Source organism: Stutzerimonas stutzeri, from assembly GCF_024448955.1.
In the GTDB taxonomy this organism is placed as follows: domain Bacteria; phylum Pseudomonadota; class Gammaproteobacteria; order Pseudomonadales; family Pseudomonadaceae; genus Stutzerimonas; species Stutzerimonas stutzeri_AQ.
The window spans coordinates 202,559-221,124 of the sequence record NZ_JAMOIH010000003.1 but is presented as its reverse complement, the minus strand read 5'-3'; the positions used below and the strand labels follow the sequence as shown (position 1 = coordinate 221,124).

At 63.1% G+C, this 18,566-nt stretch carries 18 protein-coding genes; 10 read left to right on the top strand and 8 right to left on the bottom strand.

All coding sequences use genetic code 11. From position 1 onward, the window contains the following. Positions 1-46 precede the first annotated feature (46 nt). From NA645_RS04555 to xpt, 4 genes are all read left to right on the top strand, one after another. Positions 47-1,582 (top strand): alpha-amylase family glycosyl hydrolase, encoded by a 1,536-nt coding sequence (locus NA645_RS04555; protein WP_256047734.1) that lies wholly within the window; start codon positions 47-49, stop codon positions 1,580-1,582. Continuing rightward, the gene (locus tag NA645_RS04550; protein ID WP_256047733.1) at positions 1,582-3,201 is read left to right on the top strand and encodes an alpha-amylase family protein; all 1,620 of its coding nucleotides are present in this window, start codon (positions 1,582-1,584) and stop codon (positions 3,199-3,201) included. Before NA645_RS04555 ends, NA645_RS04550 begins: the two co-directional genes overlap by 1 nt. Next, positions 3,201-3,797 (top strand): 3-keto-disaccharide hydrolase, encoded by a 597-nt coding sequence (locus NA645_RS04545; RefSeq protein ID WP_256047732.1) that lies wholly within the window; start codon positions 3,201-3,203, stop codon positions 3,795-3,797. The genes NA645_RS04550 and NA645_RS04545 overlap by 1 nt, the downstream gene beginning before the upstream one ends. A 190-nt stretch (positions 3,798-3,987) precedes the next feature. Then, positions 3,988-4,560 (top strand): xanthine phosphoribosyltransferase, encoded by a 573-nt coding sequence (gene xpt / locus NA645_RS04540; RefSeq protein ID WP_131651465.1) that lies wholly within the window; start codon positions 3,988-3,990, stop codon positions 4,558-4,560. 13 nt (positions 4,561-4,573) lie between these two features. Here the strand turns inward: xpt and NA645_RS04535 are convergent, their stop codons facing one another. The 5 genes from NA645_RS04535 to dadA all read right to left on the bottom strand — a co-directional run bounded on the left by NA645_RS04535 (position 4,574) and on the right by dadA (position 8,110). After that, positions 4,574-5,092: a cupin domain-containing protein gene (locus NA645_RS04535; RefSeq protein WP_256047731.1), complete on the bottom strand. Its 519-nt coding sequence runs from the start codon at positions 5,090-5,092 to the stop codon at positions 4,574-4,576. Positions 5,093-5,235: 143 nt separating this feature from the next. Beyond that, entirely contained in the window at positions 5,236-5,658 is a 423-nt protein-coding gene (locus NA645_RS04530) for a c-type cytochrome (RefSeq protein ID WP_256047730.1), read from the bottom strand. 162 nt (positions 5,659-5,820) lie between these two features. Further along, positions 5,821-6,369, bottom strand: a complete 549-nt coding sequence (locus tag NA645_RS04525) for a cupin domain-containing protein (RefSeq protein WP_256047729.1) — start codon at positions 6,367-6,369, stop codon at positions 5,821-5,823. 111 nt (positions 6,370-6,480) lie between these two features. After that, entirely contained in the window at positions 6,481-6,837 is a 357-nt protein-coding gene (locus NA645_RS04520) for a RidA family protein (protein WP_256047728.1), read from the bottom strand. Next, on the bottom strand, positions 6,812-8,110 hold the full coding sequence (gene dadA / locus NA645_RS04515; RefSeq protein ID WP_256047727.1) for a D-amino acid dehydrogenase: 1,299 nt from the start codon (positions 8,108-8,110) through the stop codon (positions 6,812-6,814). The genes NA645_RS04520 and dadA overlap by 26 nt, the downstream gene beginning before the upstream one ends. 147 nt (positions 8,111-8,257) lie before the next feature. Here dadA and NA645_RS04510 point away from each other — a divergent pair, with 147 nt between their 5' ends. From NA645_RS04510 to NA645_RS04495, 4 genes are all read left to right on the top strand, one after another. After that, positions 8,258-8,746, top strand: a complete 489-nt coding sequence (locus NA645_RS04510) for an Lrp/AsnC ligand binding domain-containing protein (protein ID WP_045431082.1) — start codon at positions 8,258-8,260, stop codon at positions 8,744-8,746. Between the two features lie 94 nt (positions 8,747-8,840). Continuing rightward, a complete protein-coding gene (locus NA645_RS04505; RefSeq protein ID WP_256047726.1) occupies positions 8,841-10,151 on the top strand; it encodes an NAD(P)/FAD-dependent oxidoreductase in 1,311 nt (436 codons plus the stop codon). A gap of 59 nt (positions 10,152-10,210) precedes the next feature. Beyond that, positions 10,211-11,761: a phospholipase D family protein gene (locus tag NA645_RS04500; RefSeq protein WP_256047725.1), complete on the top strand. Its 1,551-nt coding sequence runs from the start codon at positions 10,211-10,213 to the stop codon at positions 11,759-11,761. A gap of 174 nt (positions 11,762-11,935) precedes the next feature. Then, positions 11,936-12,682: a hypothetical protein gene (locus tag NA645_RS04495; RefSeq protein ID WP_256047724.1), complete on the top strand. Its 747-nt coding sequence runs from the start codon at positions 11,936-11,938 to the stop codon at positions 12,680-12,682. Positions 12,683-12,694: 12 nt separating this feature from the next. Here the strand turns inward: NA645_RS04495 and NA645_RS04490 are convergent, their stop codons facing one another. The 3 genes from NA645_RS04490 to NA645_RS04480 all read right to left on the bottom strand — a co-directional run bounded on the left by NA645_RS04490 (position 12,695) and on the right by NA645_RS04480 (position 16,625). After that, complete coding sequence (locus tag NA645_RS04490) at positions 12,695-13,219, bottom strand: DUF962 domain-containing protein (RefSeq protein WP_256047723.1); 525 nt, start codon at positions 13,217-13,219, stop codon at positions 12,695-12,697. Positions 13,220-13,336: 117 nt separating this feature from the next. Further along, the gene (locus NA645_RS04485; RefSeq protein WP_256047722.1) at positions 13,337-14,905 is read right to left on the bottom strand and encodes a methyl-accepting chemotaxis protein; all 1,569 of its coding nucleotides are present in this window, start codon (positions 14,903-14,905) and stop codon (positions 13,337-13,339) included. 202 nt (positions 14,906-15,107) lie between these two features. Then, the gene (locus NA645_RS04480) at positions 15,108-16,625 is read right to left on the bottom strand and encodes a 3-hydroxyacyl-CoA dehydrogenase (protein WP_256047721.1); all 1,518 of its coding nucleotides are present in this window, start codon (positions 16,623-16,625) and stop codon (positions 15,108-15,110) included. Positions 16,626-16,769: 144 nt separating this feature from the next. On the opposite strand from NA645_RS04480, the gene NA645_RS04475 reads away from it, so the two are divergent. Together NA645_RS04475 and NA645_RS04470 are read left to right on the top strand one after the other, a co-directional pair. Then, positions 16,770-17,216, top strand: a complete 447-nt coding sequence (locus NA645_RS04475; protein WP_256047720.1) for a PaaI family thioesterase — start codon at positions 16,770-16,772, stop codon at positions 17,214-17,216. Then, positions 17,217-18,560, top strand: a complete 1,344-nt coding sequence (locus tag NA645_RS04470) for a hypothetical protein (RefSeq protein ID WP_256047719.1) — start codon at positions 17,217-17,219, stop codon at positions 18,558-18,560. Positions 18,561-18,566: the final 6 nt, after the last annotated feature.

The following is an 18,566-nucleotide window of genomic DNA, read 5'->3' as shown; positions in this document are numbered from 1 at the left end:
CCGGCCTGCCGAACACTGGAAACGAACACCAGAAAAGGGAACGAGCATGAGCGAGTCAACCCAGCCACCCTGGTGGAAAGGCGCCACCGTCTATCAGATCTACCCGCGATCCTTCGCCGACAGCAACGGCGACGGCATCGGCGACCTCAATGGCGTGCTGCGCCACCTCGACCACCTGCAATACCTCGGCGTCGACGCCCTGTGGTTGTCGCCGATCTTCCGTTCGCCGATGCGCGATGCCGGCTATGACATCAGCGATTACTGCGACATCGACCCGCTGTTCGGCTCGCTGGAGGATATCGACCGTCTGATCACCGAAGCCCATGCGCGGGGGATCCGCGTGCTGCTCGATTTCGTCCCGAATCACACCTCCGATCAGCACCCCTGGTTCATCGAATCGCGCAGCTCGCGGGACAACCCGAAACGCGACTGGTACATCTGGCGCGACGAGCCGAACAACTGGCGCGCAGCGCTCAATGCCGGTAGCGCCTGGACTTGGGACGAGCACAGCCAGCAGTACTACCTGCACCTGTTCCTGCCCGAGCAGCCGGACTTGAACTGGCGCAACCCCGAGGTGGTCGAGGCGATGCACGGCGTGCTGCGCTTCTGGCTCGAGCGCGGCATCGACGGCTTTCGCGTCGACGTCATTCATTGCACGGGCAAAGAGCCGACATTTGCCGACGATCCGCGTTGCCTGGCCGGCCAGCCGCTGGTGGAATTCAACGACCAGCCCTACAGCCACGAGGTATTGCGTGGTTTGCGCCGGCTGGTCGACAGCTATCCCGGCGAGCGCGTGCTGGTCGGCGAGGTCAATATCCGCTCCACCGAACGGGTCCTGCAGTACTACGGGGCTGGCGACGAGCTGCACATGTCATTCAATTTCCAGCCGCTGGACGCGCCCTGGGAGCCGGTGATGTTCCGCACCTGCATCCGCGACGTCGAGGCGCTGCTGAAACCGGCCAACGCCTGGCCGACCTGGGTGCTGTCCAATCACGACAATCAACGCCAGCGCAGCCGCTATCAGGGCTCGCTTCGCAGCGCCCATGCCGCCGCGGTACTGCTGCTGACCCTGCGCGGCACGCCGTTCATCTTTCAGGGCGAAGAGCTGGGCTTGGAGGACGCGGTGATCGCGCCGGACGAGCAGGTCGATCCCGGCGGCCGCGATGGGTGCCGAGCGCCGATTCCCTGGCTGGCGACAGCGCCCCACGGCTGGGATGGCGCCGAGCCCTGGCTACCCTTTCCGCCCGAAAGCGACGAATTGGCGGTCGAACGTCAGCTGCGTGCACCAGGCTCGACCCTCGAGCTGTACCGCCGCCTGATCGACGCACGCAAAAGCAGCCCGGCGCTGCTGCACGGCGACTGGCACGAACTGCCATCGCACCCGAACGTGCTGGCCTACCGGCGGCAACTGGGCGATGACCTGCGGGTGATCTGCCTGAACTTCTCCGATGAACCCCATGCCTTTCCGATCAATGGGTACTGGCAGATCGAGATCGCCAGCGATGCCCAAGGCGAAGGCGAACCCTACAACGGCGAACTGGCGGCAGGCCAGGCGTTGATTCTCAGCCGGGAGGAACACTGATGCGCCCACTCTGGTACCGAAATGCGGTGATCTATCAGATCGACCCATCGTTGTTTCTGGACATCAACGGCGACGGCTGCGGCGACTTGCGCGGGGTTACCGACCGCCTCGACTACGTGCGCGGCCTGGGCGCGACGGCGATTTGGCTGATGCCTTTCTACCAATCGCCGTTCAAGGACGCCGGCTACGATGTCAGCGACCACTTGCAGGTCGACCCGCGCTTCGGTGACCTCGCCGACGTGGTGTATCTGCTGGAGAAAGCCGAGGAGCTGGGCCTGCATGTGATGATCGAACTGGTGGTGCAGCACACCTCCACCGAGCATCGCTGGTTTCAGGAGGCGCGGCGCGATCGGCAGTCGTCTTATCGAGACTATTACATTTGGGCGGATGAGCCGGACGACAGCATCGAGCCGATCTTCCCCACCGTGGAAGACAGCGTCTGGACCTGGGACGAGGAAGCCGGACAGTACTACCGCCACCTGTTCTACAGCCATGAGCCGGACCTGAACCTGGCCAACCCGAAGGTCATCAAGGAAATCGAGCGGATCATCGCGTTCTGGCTGCGCCTGGGCGTGTCGGGTTTCCGTGTCGACGCCGCCTCGCACCTGATCGAGCAGGCCGGCAAAGGCGACGGCGATAACGGCTACTGGCTGCTTGAGCATATGCGCGATTTCGTCACCCTGCGCCGACCGGAAGCCGTGCTGCTGGGCGAGGTCGACGTCGAGCCGGAGCAGTACCGGGATTATTTTGGCGAAGGCGATCGACTGACCCTGCTATTGAATTTCTGGGCCAACAACCACTTCTTCCTCTCGCTCGCACGCAGCGAGGCAGAACCCCTGCATCGGGCACTGGAGCACCAACCGGAACCGCCCGAACGTGCGCAGTACGCTATCTGGATGCGCAACCACGACGAGTTGGATCTAGAGCGGCTGACCGAGGACGAGCGCGAGGAAGTCATGCAGACCTTCGCACCCGACCCCGACATGCGCGCCTACAACCGCGGCATCCGTCGGCGGCTGGCACCGATGCTCGGCGGCGACGAGCGGCGCATCGCCATGGCCCATGCGTTGATGTTCGCCCTGCCCGGCACGCCGATCATCCGTTACGGCGAGGAGATCGGCATGGGCGACGATCTGTCACGACCCGAGCGCCTGGCGGTACGCACGCCGATGCAATGGTCCAACGAGCCCAACGCCGGGTTTTCCTGCGCGGGCGCATCGCAGCTGGCGGCGCCGGTGATCGAGGACGGCGAATTCGGCTACTCGCGGATAAATGTCTACGCTCAGACCCTGCGCGACGACTCCCTGATGGCCAAGACCGGCAACATGATCCGCACCCGTATCGGCTTGCGTGAGATCGGCGGCGGCCAGCATCGCCCGGTCGACACGGGTTGCCCCTCGGTCTTCGCCATCCGCCACGACAACGATTCGACCGTACTGATGCTGGTGAACCTGGCGGACCAGGATGTCGAGGTCGAAATCACCGAGCAGGATCTACAGAACATGGTCGACGTGCTGGCCGACAGCGATTACGAGCAGCCCCAGGGCCACCCGCTACGGCTACGTCTGCGCGGCTATGGCTATCGCTGGCTGCGTCGCAAACAGCAGCTGTTCGGCTAATGGCTATGGAAATCCAACTCGATGCCGATGACTGGCGCGGCTGGAATGCCGATGACTTCCCCACCGGCAGCTGGCGGCGTCACGACGGTGAGCTACAAGCCATCGCCGGCGCGCCGCGGGTCGATCTGGTGTCGCGGCGGCGCTATCGCGATTTCGTTCTGCGTTTCGAATTTGCCCTGCCGATCGCCGGAAATTCGGGCGTGCTCTACCGAGTCGAGAATGATGCCGAACAGAGTTGGCACAGCGGCCCGGAGATGCAATTGCTCGACGACGCCGGCCATCCCGACGGCCGCGAGCCCACCACGCGCAACGGCGCGCTGTACGGGTTGCTGGCAGCCAAGCAGGAAACGCCCATCGAGCAGGGGGAGTTCGTCAATGCGGCAGTGAGTGTTCGCGAGGGTCATGTCGAACACTGGCTGCGCGGCCGTTGCGTGCTCGGCTATCGGCTCGACGATCCAGGCCTGCACGCCCGCATCGCGCAGAGCAAGTTCGCCGCCTTTCCACGCTTCGCCCAGGCCACGGAGGGCTTCATCGTGCTGCAGCACCATGGCGAGGCCGCACGCTTTCGCCGCTTGTCGATCGAAACGCCGGACTGAAAGCTCCGCTTGGACCCAGGCATGAAATTGAGCGAGAATGCGCGGCTTTCCAGGCAGCGGGAACGCTGGCGAAATGGATGCAGGATCGAAACGGGCTGGGCGCTCGCCATCGTGGCGTAGCGCCCAGTCGCCTTTCGGGACGGCGAATCGTCAGAAGTACCGGGCCGCCCACGCATGAGGTAGCGCGTTTGTGGAACAGCTGAAACAGAAGATCCGCGATGAAGGCATCGTACTGTCCGACCGAGTACTCAAGGTCGATGCCTTCCTGAACCATCAGATCGATCCCGTGCTGATGCAGCAGATCGGCCAGGAATTCGCCCGGCTGTTCCGCGACGAAGGCATCACCAAGATCGTCACCATCGAGGCCTCCGGCATCGCGCCCGCGATCATGGCCGGCCTGGAACTCGGCGTACCGGTGATCTTCGCTCGCAAGCATCAGTCGCTGACCATGACCGACCATCTGCTGACCGCCTCGGTGTATTCGTTCACCAAGCAGGTGGAAAGCACCATCGCGATCTCCACCAACCACCTGTCGGCTGCCGACCGCGTGCTGATCATCGATGACTTCCTGGCCAACGGCAAAGCCGCCAAGGGCTTGGTGTCGATCATTCAGCAGGCCGGCGCGAGCATTGCCGGGCTCGGTATCGTCATCGAGAAGTCATTCCAGGTCGGTCGCCAGGAGCTGGAAGAGGCGGGCTTCCGCGTCGAATCGCTGGCCCGCGTCGCCGCGCTGGCGGACGGTCAGGTGGTGTTCGTCGAGTAAACGACCCGCCGCGTTACTCTCTGCGCCACAGCGTTACCAGCGCGCCTTGGGTACCAGCGACCGGATCACTCACCGGCACGCCGACCCGCTCGGCGCGCGCCCGCGCCTCATCATGGCTGCGCTCGTCCGGGCGCAGCAGATCGTACTGCTGCTCCACCGGGTAGCCGCCGACCACCTCGAAGTCCTCGCTGGCGCTCAGCCGACAGTGGCCGGTACCAGCCGGCAGCACCAACGCATCACCCGCACGCACCTCCACTTCCTGCCCATGCTCGCCGCCAAGCATCAGCCGCGCCGAGCCACGCGAAACGCCGAGCACTTCATGGGCGGTGGAATGAAAGTGGTGATAGTCAAAGACGCTCGCGCGCCATTGCGCCGGCCACAGATGGCTGTCGAACAGGTTCTCGAAGGCGCTGGCGTAGTCGTCATCGGCCAGCGGTAATTGCCGGTACACCAGCGCCGGATGCGGGCTGTTCGGCGTGCGGCCGTCACTGGAAAAATGCAGCTGCTCGGGTTGCGGGGCGGAACTGGGCATGGGCACCTCATCGTCATGCCGAGGGCCGACATCGCATCGGCCCTCGGAACGGGTTCGTAGATTCGACCCGATGCCCCGTGGCTTTTCTCCCCGCCAGAAACGACAAAGCCGCCCGAAGGCGGCGATGTCTGTCCAGCAGAAGCTTAGAGGCCGGACATGTGCTGGATGGCGGCTTTCAGCTCGTCGTCCGAACAATCGGCACAGGTGCCTTTCGGCGGCATGGCGTTGATGCCGCTGATGGCATGCTTGAGCAAGCCATCCAGGCCGCCGGCTGCGTCGGCACGTGCAGTCCAGGCAGCCGAGTCGCCAGTCTTCGGTGCGTTGAGCAGACCGGAGCCGTGGCAGGCAGTGCAGAACTTGCCATATACGTCTTCGCCACTCCGAGCGGCGCCGCCAGCGGCCGCAGTTGCCGGACCGGCCGCTGCGCACTCTTCACCTTGAATACATACTTCGCCTACCGGCTTGAGTCGCTCGGCGATGTCGTCGTTGGTCGCAGCCTGAGCGCTCACTGCCCACAGGGCCACTACGGCAGTCTGTGCTACCAGGATCTTCTTAATCAGGTTCACCTTACACCCTCATGTGGCTAGACACGCCCGCGGCCACGGTTACGCGGGCGGCGGCTAGTATAGCGGCAAGCCATGCTTGCCGAAACAACCCATATCGCGCATGCCTGCCCAGCGACGCCGTGTCGCACCGCCAGCCCACCTGCGCCAATGCCGCCGGCAGGCTCAGAAATTCGCGGGCGTGGTCGCACTGATCAGCTTGGCAGGCGTATCGAACGGATTACGGAAACGATGCGGTTTGCTGCTTTCGAAGTAGTAGCTGTCACCGGTTTCGAGCAGATAGGTCTGCCCGCTCACCGTCAGTTCCAGACGTCCCTCAACCAACATGCCGGCCTCTTCGCCCTGGTGCGCCAGCATGTCCGTTCCGGTATCGGAACCGGGCGGATAGGTTTCGGCGAGAAACGCGATGGCCCGCCCCGGATGCGCCTTGCCGACGAGCTTCATGCTCACCGCACCGTCGGAAATATCGATCAGCTCACCCGCCTTGTAGACCACCTGGGTGTCGCCGTCCTGCTCGAAATCGGGCGAGAAGAACTCGACCAGCGACATGGGAATGCCGCTCAGCACCTTTTTCAGCGAGCTGATGGACGGGCTGACGCTGTTCTTTTCGATCATGGAAATCGTGCTGTTGGTAACGCCTGCACGTTTGGCGAGTTCGCGCTGGGACAAGCCCTTGAGTTTGCGGATGGTTTGCAGTCGAACGCCGACGTCCAATACGGGAGCCCTCAATCAAGCGCGAAATACAGTGCCGCTATGATGGCGAGGGCGTTCAGTATTTACAACACGTCAGGCCGAAATGAAGTGACTGACGGCAACGGACGGGATTCACTCCGGCAGCGCCGCTACGACCGACAGTTCGACGAGAATTTCCGGCTCGCACAGTTTGGCTTCGACGGTGGCCCGTGCTGGCGCGACGCCGTCGGGCAACCACTGATCCCAGATCGCATTCATGCCGGCGAAATCCGCCTCGATGTCCTTGAGGTAGATGGTCACCGACAGAATGTGCTGCTTGTCCGTGCCGGCCTGACGCAGCAGCCGCTCGACGTTATCGAGGGTTTCGCGCGTCTGCTGCTCGACACCGGCACTCATGTCTTCACCCACCTGACCAGCCAGATAGACGGTGTTGCCGTGAATGACGATCTGGCTCATGCGAGCGTCAGTGTGCAGGCGCTGTATGGGCATGCTTGTGCGGCTCCTTGGTCGTGCCGTAACGGGAAACATCCAGGCCATCAATGCTGATCTGGGTGCGTTTATTCGCCAGCAGATCGGCCAGCAGGCGGCCAGACCCGCAGGCCATGGTCCAGCCCAGGGTGCCGTGGCCGGTATTGAGATACAGGTTGCGATAGGCGGTGGCACCGACAATCGGGGTGCCGTCGGGAGTCGCCGGGCGCAGTCCGGTCCAGAGTTCCGCGCCGCTCGGATCGCCACCCAGCGGAAACAGATCGCCAACGACCATTTGCAGGGTTTCGCGCCGGCGCGGATTGAGCGACAGGTCGTGACCGGCAATCTCGGCCATCCCACCCACACGGATGCGCTGATCGAAGCGAGTGATGGCGACCTTGTAGGTTTCATCCAGCACCGTGGATACCGGCGCCATGGCCGGGTCGCTGATCGGCACGGTGAGCGAGTAACCCTTGAGCGGATAAACCGGAGCGCGGATGCCCAGCGGCTTGAGCATCTGGGAGCTGTAGCTGCCCAGCGCCAGCACATAGCGATCGGCGGTTTCCAGCTTGCCGTCGATCCACACGCCGTCGAGGCGGTCGCCGGAATATTGCAGGCGCTGAATGTCCTGATTGAAGCGAAACTCCACACCCAACTCACGCGCCATCTCGGCCAGCCTGGTGGTAAACAGCTGACAGTCGCCGGTCTGGTCGTTAGGCAGGCGCAGCGCGCCGCTGAGCTTGTCGGCCACCTTCGCCAGTGCCGGCTCGGCACGGGCGATGCCGGCGCGGTCGAGCAACTCGTAAGGCACGCCCGAGGCTTCCAGCACGGCGATGTCCTTGGCTGCGGCGTCCAGCTGCGCCTGGGTGCGGAACAGCTGAGTCGTGCCGCATTGCCGACCTTCGTAGTCGATACCGGTTTCGGCACGTAGCTCGTCGAGGCAATCACGGCTGTATTCGGACAGCCGCACCATTCGCTCCTTGTTCACCGCATAGCGCGCCGCCGTACAGTTGCGCAGCATCTGTGCCATCCACAGGTATTGCTGGATGTCGCCGGTGAGCTTGATCGCCAGCGGCGCGTGCCGTTGCAGCAGCCATTTTATGGCCTTGAGCGGCACGCCGGGCGCAGCCCAGGGCGAGGCGTAACCGGGCGACACCTGCCCGGCGTTGGCAAAGCTGGTTTCCATCGCCACGGCTGGTTGACGGTCGACGACCACCACTTCAAAGCCGGCACGAGCCAGATAATAGGCACTGGTCGTGCCGATCACGCCGCCACCCATTACCAGAACACGCATCGCCGCCTCCCACCCGCTCGCTGACCGGGTTTTCAGTCACTGTTAGTGCGGAGTATAGAAAGCGTCGACTAGTGGTTTTCTCTATATAAACAGCTATCTTTGCGTTTTATTCACGTCGAAAACGCTTTTTGTGGAGGCGATAATCCTGTGCGAACCAAGCATCAGACCCGCCGCGAGCTGGACAAGATCGACCGTCAGATCCTTCGTCTGCTTCAGGCAGAGGGCCGTATGCCGTTTACAGAGCTGGGCGAACGCATCGGCCTGTCCACCACGCCCTGCACCGAGCGAGTGCGCCGACTGGAGCGCGAGGGCATCATCATGGGCTACACCGCGCGGCTAAACCCGCAGCATCTCAAGGGTGGGCTGCTGGTGTTCGTCGAGATCAGCCTGGCTTACAAATCCGGCGACATCTTCGAGGAATTCCGCCGCGCCGTGCTCAAGCTGCCCCATGTGCTGGAATGCCATCTGGTGTCAGGCGACTTCGATTACCTGATCAAGGCGCGCATTTCGGAGATGGCCTCGTACCGCAAGCTGCTGGGTGACATCCTGCTCAAGCTGCCGCACGTACGCGAATCCAAGAGCTATATCGTCATGGAAGAAGTGAAGGAGTCGCTCGAACTGCCGGTTCCGGAATAGCAGCTTCATGCTTTCCAGCTTCTAAGCTGCTTTTTTGCCCCGCAACCACCCGCCGGTCTACCCTTGAAACAGGCCATCAACTCAAGGTTCGTTCATGCACACCCGCCAAGCGGCCATTCACAGCGAAGATCACGCAGCCTCCTATTACGCAGCCAGCGTCAACCAACGGCTCGCCCTGTCACGCCTGGAAGGTGAGCAGGTTGCGGACGTCTGCATCGTCGGCGGCGGTTTCAGTGGGCTCAACACAGCTATCGAACTGGCCGAGCGCGGCCTGTCGGTGGTGCTGTTGGAGGCGCACCGGATCGGCTGGGGCGCCAGCGGGCGCAATGGCGGCCAGTTGATTCGCGGCGTTGGTCATGACGTCGAGCAGTTCCAGTCGATAATCGGTGCCGAGGGCGTCGACGAACTCAAGCGCATGGGCTTCGAGGCGGTCGATATCGTCCGCCAGCGTATCGAGCGCCATGCCATCGACTGTGATCTGACCTGGGGCTATTGCGATCTGGCGACGAAGCCGCGACATGTCGAGGGCTTCGACGCCGATTACGCCGACCTCATGCGCCTGGGCTATCCGCATCCGCTGCGCCGCGTGGCGAAAGATGCCATGCGCGAGGTGATTGGCTCCGATCGTTACGTGGGCGGCCTGGTGGATATGGGCTCGGGACACCTGCATCCACTCAATCTGGCGCTGGGGGAAGCCGCCGCCGCGCAGTCGCTGGGCGTACGCCTGTTCGAACAGTCGGCAGTCACGCGCATCGATTACGGTCACGAGGTGCGCGTGCATACCGCGCAAGGCAGCGTCCGCGCCGGGCAACTGGTGCTCGCCTGCAACGCTTACCTGCGCGGATTGAATCCGGAACTCGCCGGCAAAGTACTGCCAGCCGGCAGCTATATCATCGCCACCGAGCCGCTGCCCGAGGCGCTGGCCCATGAACTGTTACCGCAGAACATGGCGGTCTGCGATCAGCGGGTGGCGCTGGATTATTTTCGTCTCTCGGCCGATCGGCGCCTGCTGTTCGGTGGCGCCTGCCATTATTCCGGTCGCGATCCGAAGGACATCGCCGCCTACATGCAGCCGAAGATGCTCAAGGTGTTCCCGCAGCTGCGCGGCATCGGCATCGACTTCCAGTGGGGCGGGATGATTGGCATCGGCGCCAATCGGCTGCCACAGATTGGTCGCCTGCCCGATCAACCCAACGTGTATTACGCCCAGGCCTATGCAGGCCACGGGCTGAACGCCACCCACCTTGCCGGGCGGCTGCTTGCCGAAGCCATCAGCGGCCAGGTTCAAGGGCGATTCGATCTGTTCGCCCGCGTACCGCACCCGACTTTCCCTGGCGGCCAGCGGCTGCGCTCTCCGCTGCTGGCATTGGGCATGCTCTGGTACAGGCTCAAGGACCAGTTCTGAATTTCACCGTTGCGCTGACGTCCAATCGTCATGGAACCCTAACAACGAAAAGGTGCTCCTTGCGCAAACATCTGGTGTTCGTGGCGATGCTGTTGCTGGCAGGCTGCGCCGGGCAGCTGGTTACCGCACCCACGAGCCACGCCCTGCCAAGCCAGGATTCGGAACTGGCACGGCGAATCGAAGCATTGGCCGCCGACCAGCCGTCCGGGCATTCGGGCTTTCGCCTGCTGTCTTCGAGCGCCGAAGCCTTCGCCGCTCGAGTCAGAATGATCCGTGCAGCAGAAACGAGCCTGGATGTGCAGTACTACATCGTCCATGACGGCCTCAGCACCCGTGCATTGATCGACGAAGTGCTCAAGGCTGCCGATCGCGGCGTCAGGGTCCGGTTGCTGCTCGATGACACAACCAGCGACGGCAGCGACTATCAAATCGCAACCCTGGCAGCCCACCCGAACATTCTCATCCGTGTTTTCAATCCCCTGCATGTCGGGCGCAGCAACATCGTTACCCGTACCGTGGGTCGCCTGCTGCATCTTTCACTGCAGCATCGGCGCATGCATAACAAGCTGATGCTGGCCGACAACAGCCTGGCCATCGTCGGCGGGCGTAATCTTGGCGACGAATATTTCGATGCCGAGAAAGGCCTGAACTTCAATGACATCGATCTGCTCGGCGCCGGGCCGGTGGCCCGGCAGCTGGCGACCAGCTTCGATCAGTACTGGAACCATGGTCTCAGCGTCCCCATCCAGCATTTCCTGCGCAGTCCGCCTAGCGTCGCGGCGCTGGACGAAGCGCGCCAGCAGATCGTGGAGTACCTGCAAGCGGAGCGCCAGCGCACTCCGCAGCGCTACCAGCGGCTGATGGCAGAACTGGACGGGCCGCCTCGCGCACAGTGGCTGCAGGGGCTGATCTGGGCGCCCGGCGAAGCCATGTGGGACCACCCGGACAAGATCACCGCCAACGGCATTCCCGACGAGCACCTGCTGCTGACGACCCAGCTGCAGCCGAGCATGGACGCCGTCACCCGCGAGATGACGCTGATTTCCGCCTATTTCGTCCCCACCCAGGACGGCGTGGACTACCTCGCGCGCCACGCCGAAAACGGCGTGGCCATCCGCATTCTCACCAACTCGCTGGAGGCGACCGATGTCCCGATCGTGCATGGCGGTTACGCACCTTATCGTCGCGAGCTGCTCGAAGCCGGCGTGCGCTTGTTCGAGTTGCGCCGGCAGCCTGATCAGGAAGCCTCCTATAACCTGAGCGGCGAGTCGGAATCCAGCCTGCACAGCAAGGCCGCGGTGTTCGACCGGCAGGAAGTATTCCTCGGCTCGTTTAACTTCGACCCGCGTTCGGTTCTCTGGAACACCGAAGTCGGCATCCTGATCGAGAGCACCGAACTGGCCGGGGAAGTACAACGGCTGACGCTTGAAGGCACCTCGCCAGCGGTGAGCTACGAAGTCCGGCTGGTCGAGCTCGACGGCGAAAAACAGCTGGTCTGGATCGCTGAAGACGAGGGGCGACGCAAGGTGCTCCTGGATGAGCCCGGCGGCGCCTGGCGGCGTTTCAACGCCTGGTTCAGTCAGTGGATCGGGCTGGAACGGATGCTCTGAGCGACCTTTGCAACGTACCGAGGTTGCAAGGTATTTGCGCCAATCTACCCAGCGAAACCGCCGCCTCGCTTGCTTTCGCTTCTCGCCATGGTACCAAGGTGCCATCGGGCAGCTAGGCTGCCGCACCGATGCCGGATACGGCACTGCTTCTATAAAAATAAAAAGGAGCGCGACATGCATCATCGTAAATGGATATTGATGGTGATTGTGCTGGCGAGCTGGTTCCCAGCGCTGCTCAATTCCGCCCAGGCTCAAACCTTCACCGCTCTGGAAAGCATGCAGATCCATGCCAACCGTGCAGTCAGCAGTCTCCTGCTCTACCGCGGCGAAGGCTTTCAAAAAGCTCATCTGGCAAGGATGGAAGGCGACCTCAAGGCACTAACCGACACGCTGAACAGCTTCCCCGCCGCCAGTAATGAGCTGCGCGAGCTGCATCAGACATTGCAAGCCACACTCCGCGAAGGGGCTGGCTTCGGTTACGAAGAAGACGACATGCCCTGGGGTTGGCCGCTGCAGATGAGCAAGGCGCTACGCGACTTCCTCAGCGAGGTACGCAGCCAGCAGGGCGCCGATTTCCGCGCCGAGCTGCCAGCCAAGGTGGAATATCTAACCGTTCAATACCTAAGCCGCGCCTATGTGGGCTCCTTCGAAACGGCTCGCGAACAACCGGACACCTACCTTGGGCAAGACGAGCGACATCTGGTGCCCTCCATCGATGAGCAACTCGCCGCCCTGGACAGCCAATCGAATCCGGCTATCGCCAAGCTGAAGACCCGCTGGGATTTCCTCAAGGTGGCGCTCGAAGACATGAACAGCGGTAACAACAGCTTCAATACCGCGTCGGGTCGGCCGTTCGCGCCCATCATGGTGGACCGCCACGCCCGCAGTCTCAGTGATCAGTGGATGGCGCTCGTTCCCTGACGATGCGCCAGGTCAGGCATCAATCGGGCGCTGACGCAGCCGTACCGGCCCGACTCGCGCCTCGATGTCCTGACGCAACGACTCACGCAAGCCGAGCATGAACCCTAGTTCGGCCGCGACGAACAGCGGCCCGATGATCAGCCCGGTGAGGTCGTCAACGAATGCAGGCTTACGCCCTTCGTAGTAATGCCCGACGAATTGGATGATCCAGCCCACCACGAACAATCCAACCCCCGCGCTCAGCCAGATGGCGGTCGTCTGCTGCGCCAGCTGCGCACCGACCCAGACGCAGAGCAGCAACACCGCCCCCATGAGTGCACCGAAGCGCAAGTCTAGCCGCAAATAGAACAGCACCGAGGCCAAGGCAACCAGCGCAACCGGGCTCAACCATAGTCCAGAAACATCCATACCGGGACGCGAAAGCAACGCCGCGACGGCCAGCACGATCATCGGAATGCCGATGAAATGGCTGAGCAGGTTGCGCGGGTCGCGGTGGTAGGCAGCGTACTGTGCCAAGTGATCGGTCAAGGTTTTCATAGGGCGAGCTCCAGATGCTGTCCGGCAAGCTTAGCCAGCTTGTCCACATGCGGGGCGGCAACCCGTGGTGGACGAGTGCCAAAGGTCAAGGCGCTTGTGCCAACGCGCCGTTGCCCGTTAAGGCTCGGGGCGATAGCCCAACCGCAGACCACCCCAATGACGATCGCCCACCATGATCGGCACCGAAAGGTCATGCATCAACTCGCCGGTATCGCGGCTATAGGTCTGCAACAGCACCTTGCGCTGGTGGCTGCCACAGCGCCCGCCGGTGCGGTCATTGAACAGCCGCTTGCTGCGACTCTTACCCTTGTCGACCTCCGGATCGCCGACCGGAGGCTGGCTGAAGGCGCGGTTGTGAGTCGGCACGTAGCCGTCCGGCGTAGTGGCGATGGCGTAGATCAGCGCATCGTCACGCTCGAGCAACGGCTCCTGAATCGCCGGCAGGACTTCATCGGCATAGCGATCGAAACGGGTGCTGTAGCGGATCGGATTGGTCCCCGGCTGCGCTTTGTAATTGCGATCGAAAAGATCATCGACCGTTAGTCGCCCAGCTTGCAGATCCGCCTCGAAACGCGCACCGATAGCCGCCGCGCCTTCTCGTGCCAGATCGAAGATGCCCTGGTGATAGTCGTCGAGCTGCACTTCGGCGAGCTGCTCGCTGACGGTTTCCGCCTGGCCGACAAGCTTCTCCGCGGACTGCTCCAGCTGGCGGGTTTGAGTCTCGCTCTCCAGCACGTCACCACGCAGCTGGTCCAGTGCCACGAAAAGCTGCGCGAGTCGCTCGTGATTATTGGCGGTACCGGAGGCAATTTCCGCCACCTGGGTTTCGACATCGCCAGCCAGATCGGCAATACCGGTGAGCTGGGCGCCGGTGCCTGCAATCTGCTCGGCGGCTTCGTCGAGTTCGCTGGCCTGCTTCTGAATATGGCTGACCACTGCCCCGCTCTGCTCGCGGATATCGCTCACCATCCGTCCAACCGCTTCGGTGGCGCTGCTGGTGCGCCCGGCGAGGTTGCGCACCTCATCGGCGACCACCGCGAAACCGCGACCGGCCTCCCCGGCACGCGCGGCCTCGATCGCCGCGTTGAGCGCAAGCAGGTTGGTCTGGCTGGCGATGGACTGGATCACATCGGTGATCTGGCGTATCTCTTCGGTGCGCGCTGAGAGTCCGTCGAGCAGTTCGCGACTGGCTTCGGTCTGTGCGCTGAGCCGCTGCATGCGTTCGATCGCATGCTGCAGTTCGGCTCGCCCGCTGTCGCTGCTGCGCCGCACCGCTTCGGCGGCCTCCAGTGAGTGACGCGCGCGGGTAGCGCTGTCCTGCTCGGTCGCGGTCATCGCCTCGGCGCCGTTGGCTATCTCGCTGATCGCCGCCAGCTGCGATTGCAGGCGTGCCGCAAGTTGCTCGGCACTGAATGACACTTGAGCCGCCGACAGGGCATTGTGGCAAGTGTGCCGCGAAAGGCTTTTGCTCAGCGCAGCAGAGCTCTGGGCATTGGCGTCGCTCGAACCAGGCGGATCCGTTTGGACGCGCCACGGACCTAACCAGGGCCATAGGCTGAGCAGCAATATCGAAAGGGCTGTGAGGTAGAACGGCAGTTTCATCCACTGAAGGAAGGACAAAAGCGCCAGCAGCGAGACCGCGTGCAACAGGCAGACATTGGGGTGTAGGCGGAAGGCAGGGCGCATCGATGGCCTCTTGTTTTCATCCGGTAACGAGCGAGTTGTACCCCTCTTGGCCACCAATGAACATAACCCCTTGGTAGCAACTGGCCTTTATCAAGCGGCATGGACGCGACTCCACGTCCATACCGCTCGGCATTCGGGTCTACCGGGTTAGCGGCAGCTCATTGCCAACCTTAAGCCGCTCTCTAACGCTCCGGGTGTGAATTCAGCGCGGCGCATCCGGCGCGGTTAGCGGCAGACCGAGCTGCACCCGCCGCCGCAGCCAAGGGCTCGGGCGATAACGCGGCTCGTGGCCATAGCAGGTTTGCATGCCTTCCAGAATCGTGAGGATTCGTGCGGGGTTGTAGTGTTCGGCAAACCCCAGCGGCCCCTTTGGGTAGCCGAGCGCGACAGTTACGGCGCGATCGAGCGTATCCGGCGAAGCGATGCCCTTCTGGGCGATTTCGCAGCCAAGATTGACGATGCTGGCAATGATGCGCTGGCTGACGAAACCCGGCGAGTCGTTGATCACCTCCACCGGCACGCCGTCCGCACCGAGCGCCTGGCGCGCCTGCGCTTCCAGCGCCGGATCCAGCGCAGGCTGGCGCATCAGCACGCGGCGCTTGTCGAGGTCGCCGAACGGGTCAAGGGCGATGGTACGCACCGCTGGTAGCGCCAGCCGCTCGATATAGTTGCTGGCGTCCTCGCCCAACGGCGTGATCAGGCAGATCGCCTGGCTCGACGGATCGATGCCGTCTTCAAGTACGGCACCCGCCTGTTGCAGGATCGCGCCGACCTGACTGCGCAGCTCGGGCTCGATGCTGTCGAGCCAGAACGGCCGATCGAGGGTCACCGGCTCGAAACGGGGCTCCGCCGGGCGGATCTGCTGACCCTCTTCGTAGCGATAGAACCCTTGCCCCGTCTTGCGCCCAAGCAACCCAGCCGCTACTCGCTGCGCAGCGAGGTAGGACGGCGTATAGCGCGGGTCGTAATAGAACTGGTCGTGTACCGACTCCATCACCGCATGGGAAATGTCCAGCCCCGTCAGGTCGAACAGCTCGAACGGGCCCATGCGGAAACCGGGACCGTCGCGCAGAATACGGTCGATCTGCTCCGGCGTGGCAATGCCTTCGCTAAGGATGCGCTGCGCCTCGGTGCCGTATGCGCGGCCGGCATGATTGACCAGAAAGCCCGGAGTATCCGGGGTGATCGCCGGGAAGTGACCAGCCTGCTCGGCCAGTTGCACCAGCCGCTCGATAACCGCAGGGTCGGTGCGCTCGCCGCGAACCACCTCGACCAGCTTCATCAAGGTCACCGGATTGAAGAAGTGGTAGCCGGCGACCCGCTCGGGACGCGCGCAGGCACTGGCAATGCGGGTTACCGAAAGCGATGAGGTATTGGTCGCGAGCACGGCGTCGGCGGCAACCAACCCTTCCAGCTCGACGAACAGGCTCTGCTTGGCTTCGAGATTTTCGACGATGGCTTCGATCAGCAAATCGCAGCCGGACAGCTCGACCAGCTGATGAGCCGGCTGCATGCGCTCCAAAACCGCCGGCAATTCATCGGCACTTAAGCGGCCCTTGGCTACGCTGCGCTCGAGCAGTTCACGGTTGAATTGCAGCGCTTGTTCGATGGTTTCGGGACGACTGTCATACAGCCAGACCTGCTGACCGGCGCTGGCGAACAATTGCGCGATGCCGCGCCCCATGGCGCCAGCGCCGATGATGCCGATACGGGAAAACATACGAACCTCCTCGATGAAGATAGCGTTGCGACTGTCTCGGACCCACCCTTAAAATTCCGCAGTGCGGAATAACATTCCGCCTTGATTGACCCAGAGCCTAAAGACTGCCAGTCTCCTTAGCAAGCCATCCTCGACCGAAACGCCATGTCCACTTCTCCCTATTCATCTGCCCAACTGCAACAGGTTCAGGCCTCGGTGACCGGCTTCTTCCAGGACATCGGCTGCCAACTGCTAGCCTACGGTCCGGAGCACGCCGTCCTCACCCTGGATCTGCTGCCCCGCCACCTGAACAATGCTAGCAACATGCACGGCGGCGTCATGGCAACTCTGATGGATGTCGCCATGGGGTTGTGCGGCACCTGGGAGGCGGACCCGACGGAGCGACGCGTAGCGCTGACGCTGTCCATGAACATCAATTTCAGCGCGCCCGCGGCCGCGGGCTGCCGGGTCAGAGCGATTGCCCGCTGCCGCTCGGCCGGGCACAAGGTGTTCATGGCCAGCTGCGATCTGCTGGATGAGCAGGATCGGTTGATCGCGTTCGGCGAAGGGGTATTCAAACGCGGCGCCCGGCGTCGTGAGCTGCCTGCCTGAATGAGCGTTTTGCTGCCGCTGGCGCTGCTCTTCGAACTGCTGGCGCTGATCACTCGGCTACAACCGCTGAGTGTCGCCAGCGGCATCTTGCTGGCGGTGTTCTTCGTCTGGCATTGGCGTTCGCTGATGCCCTACCCGCGGCGACTGGCCATGGTCACCCTGGCTCTACTCGGTTACTGGTTGCTGTCCGGCGGGGCGAACTGGCAACAGGCTGCGCGCATGTTGTCATCGGCGGCGTATTACGCAGCCTTCATCGGTGCGTTGGGGCTGATGCATTGTCTGGTCAAGCGGCTTCATCAGCTCAGCGACCTGCATCGCCTGTTGCTGGCGGGACCACGCGCGTGGCTCTATCCCGGTTACCTGATGAGCACCTTCGCGATCAGCTCGGTGCTCAGCTTCGGCATGCTCAATCTGATTTGCGGCTCGCTGGAGAGCCACCTCGAACGTCGTCCCTACAGCGACGCCCAGCGCCACGAGGGCCGGCGCGGAGTAATGGTCACCGCGCTGCGCGGCTTCGCGCTGGTTCCTTTATTAGCGCCGACCAGCGTCGCCGTTGCCATCCTTACCCGCGAGTTGCCTGGCCTGAGCTGGAGCGCACTGCTGCCGTTCGGGCTCATCGGCGGCCTGCTCCTGTTGCTGTTCGGCTGGCCGACCGAGAACCGTCGTTTGCGACAGCTGGCCGACCAACCTGTCGTCGATTCCTCGATGCAATCGACGCAACCCGGCGGCAGCTTGCGCGGCCTGTTCATCGGTAGTCTGATCGGCATCGTCTTGATCGCCGTGCTGGCCGCGTTGACCTGGCTTTCCGCGACCCAGGCCGCGATGCTGCTGGTGCCGCTCGCGGTGATCGTCATCCTGCTCTGGCAAGGAACAGCGCCGCGCCAGGTGTTCCGAGAGGTCAGCGATACCCTGCTCGGCATGCGCAACGAGACGTTCATTTTCGCCAGCTCTGCACTGCTCGCCGGGCTGGTGGCGGCGATCTTGCCGGTGCATCACCTGGCCGATCACCTCGGCGATATCCCGCTCGCGCTGTTCGGATTGGGTGCGATCGGCACTCTAGCGATCATGGCGCTGGCGCTGCTTGGCGTCGCCCCGCTCATCTCGCTGAACCTGTGCGCGTCGCTGCTGGCGCAGCTGGCAAGCCAGGGCCTTGCGGTGCTGCAGCCAGCAGTAGCGCTGCTGTTCGGTTTCTCCCTGGCGATGCTGCTGTCGCCTTACGGGCCCTCGGCATTGTTACTGGCGCGCCACGCCCAGCTATCGCCCTGGCGCATCGCCGTGGGCTGGAACGGACGCTTCGTGCTCAGCGTGCTCATCCCGCTGCTGCTGGTACCGCTGCTGGCATGAGCCACT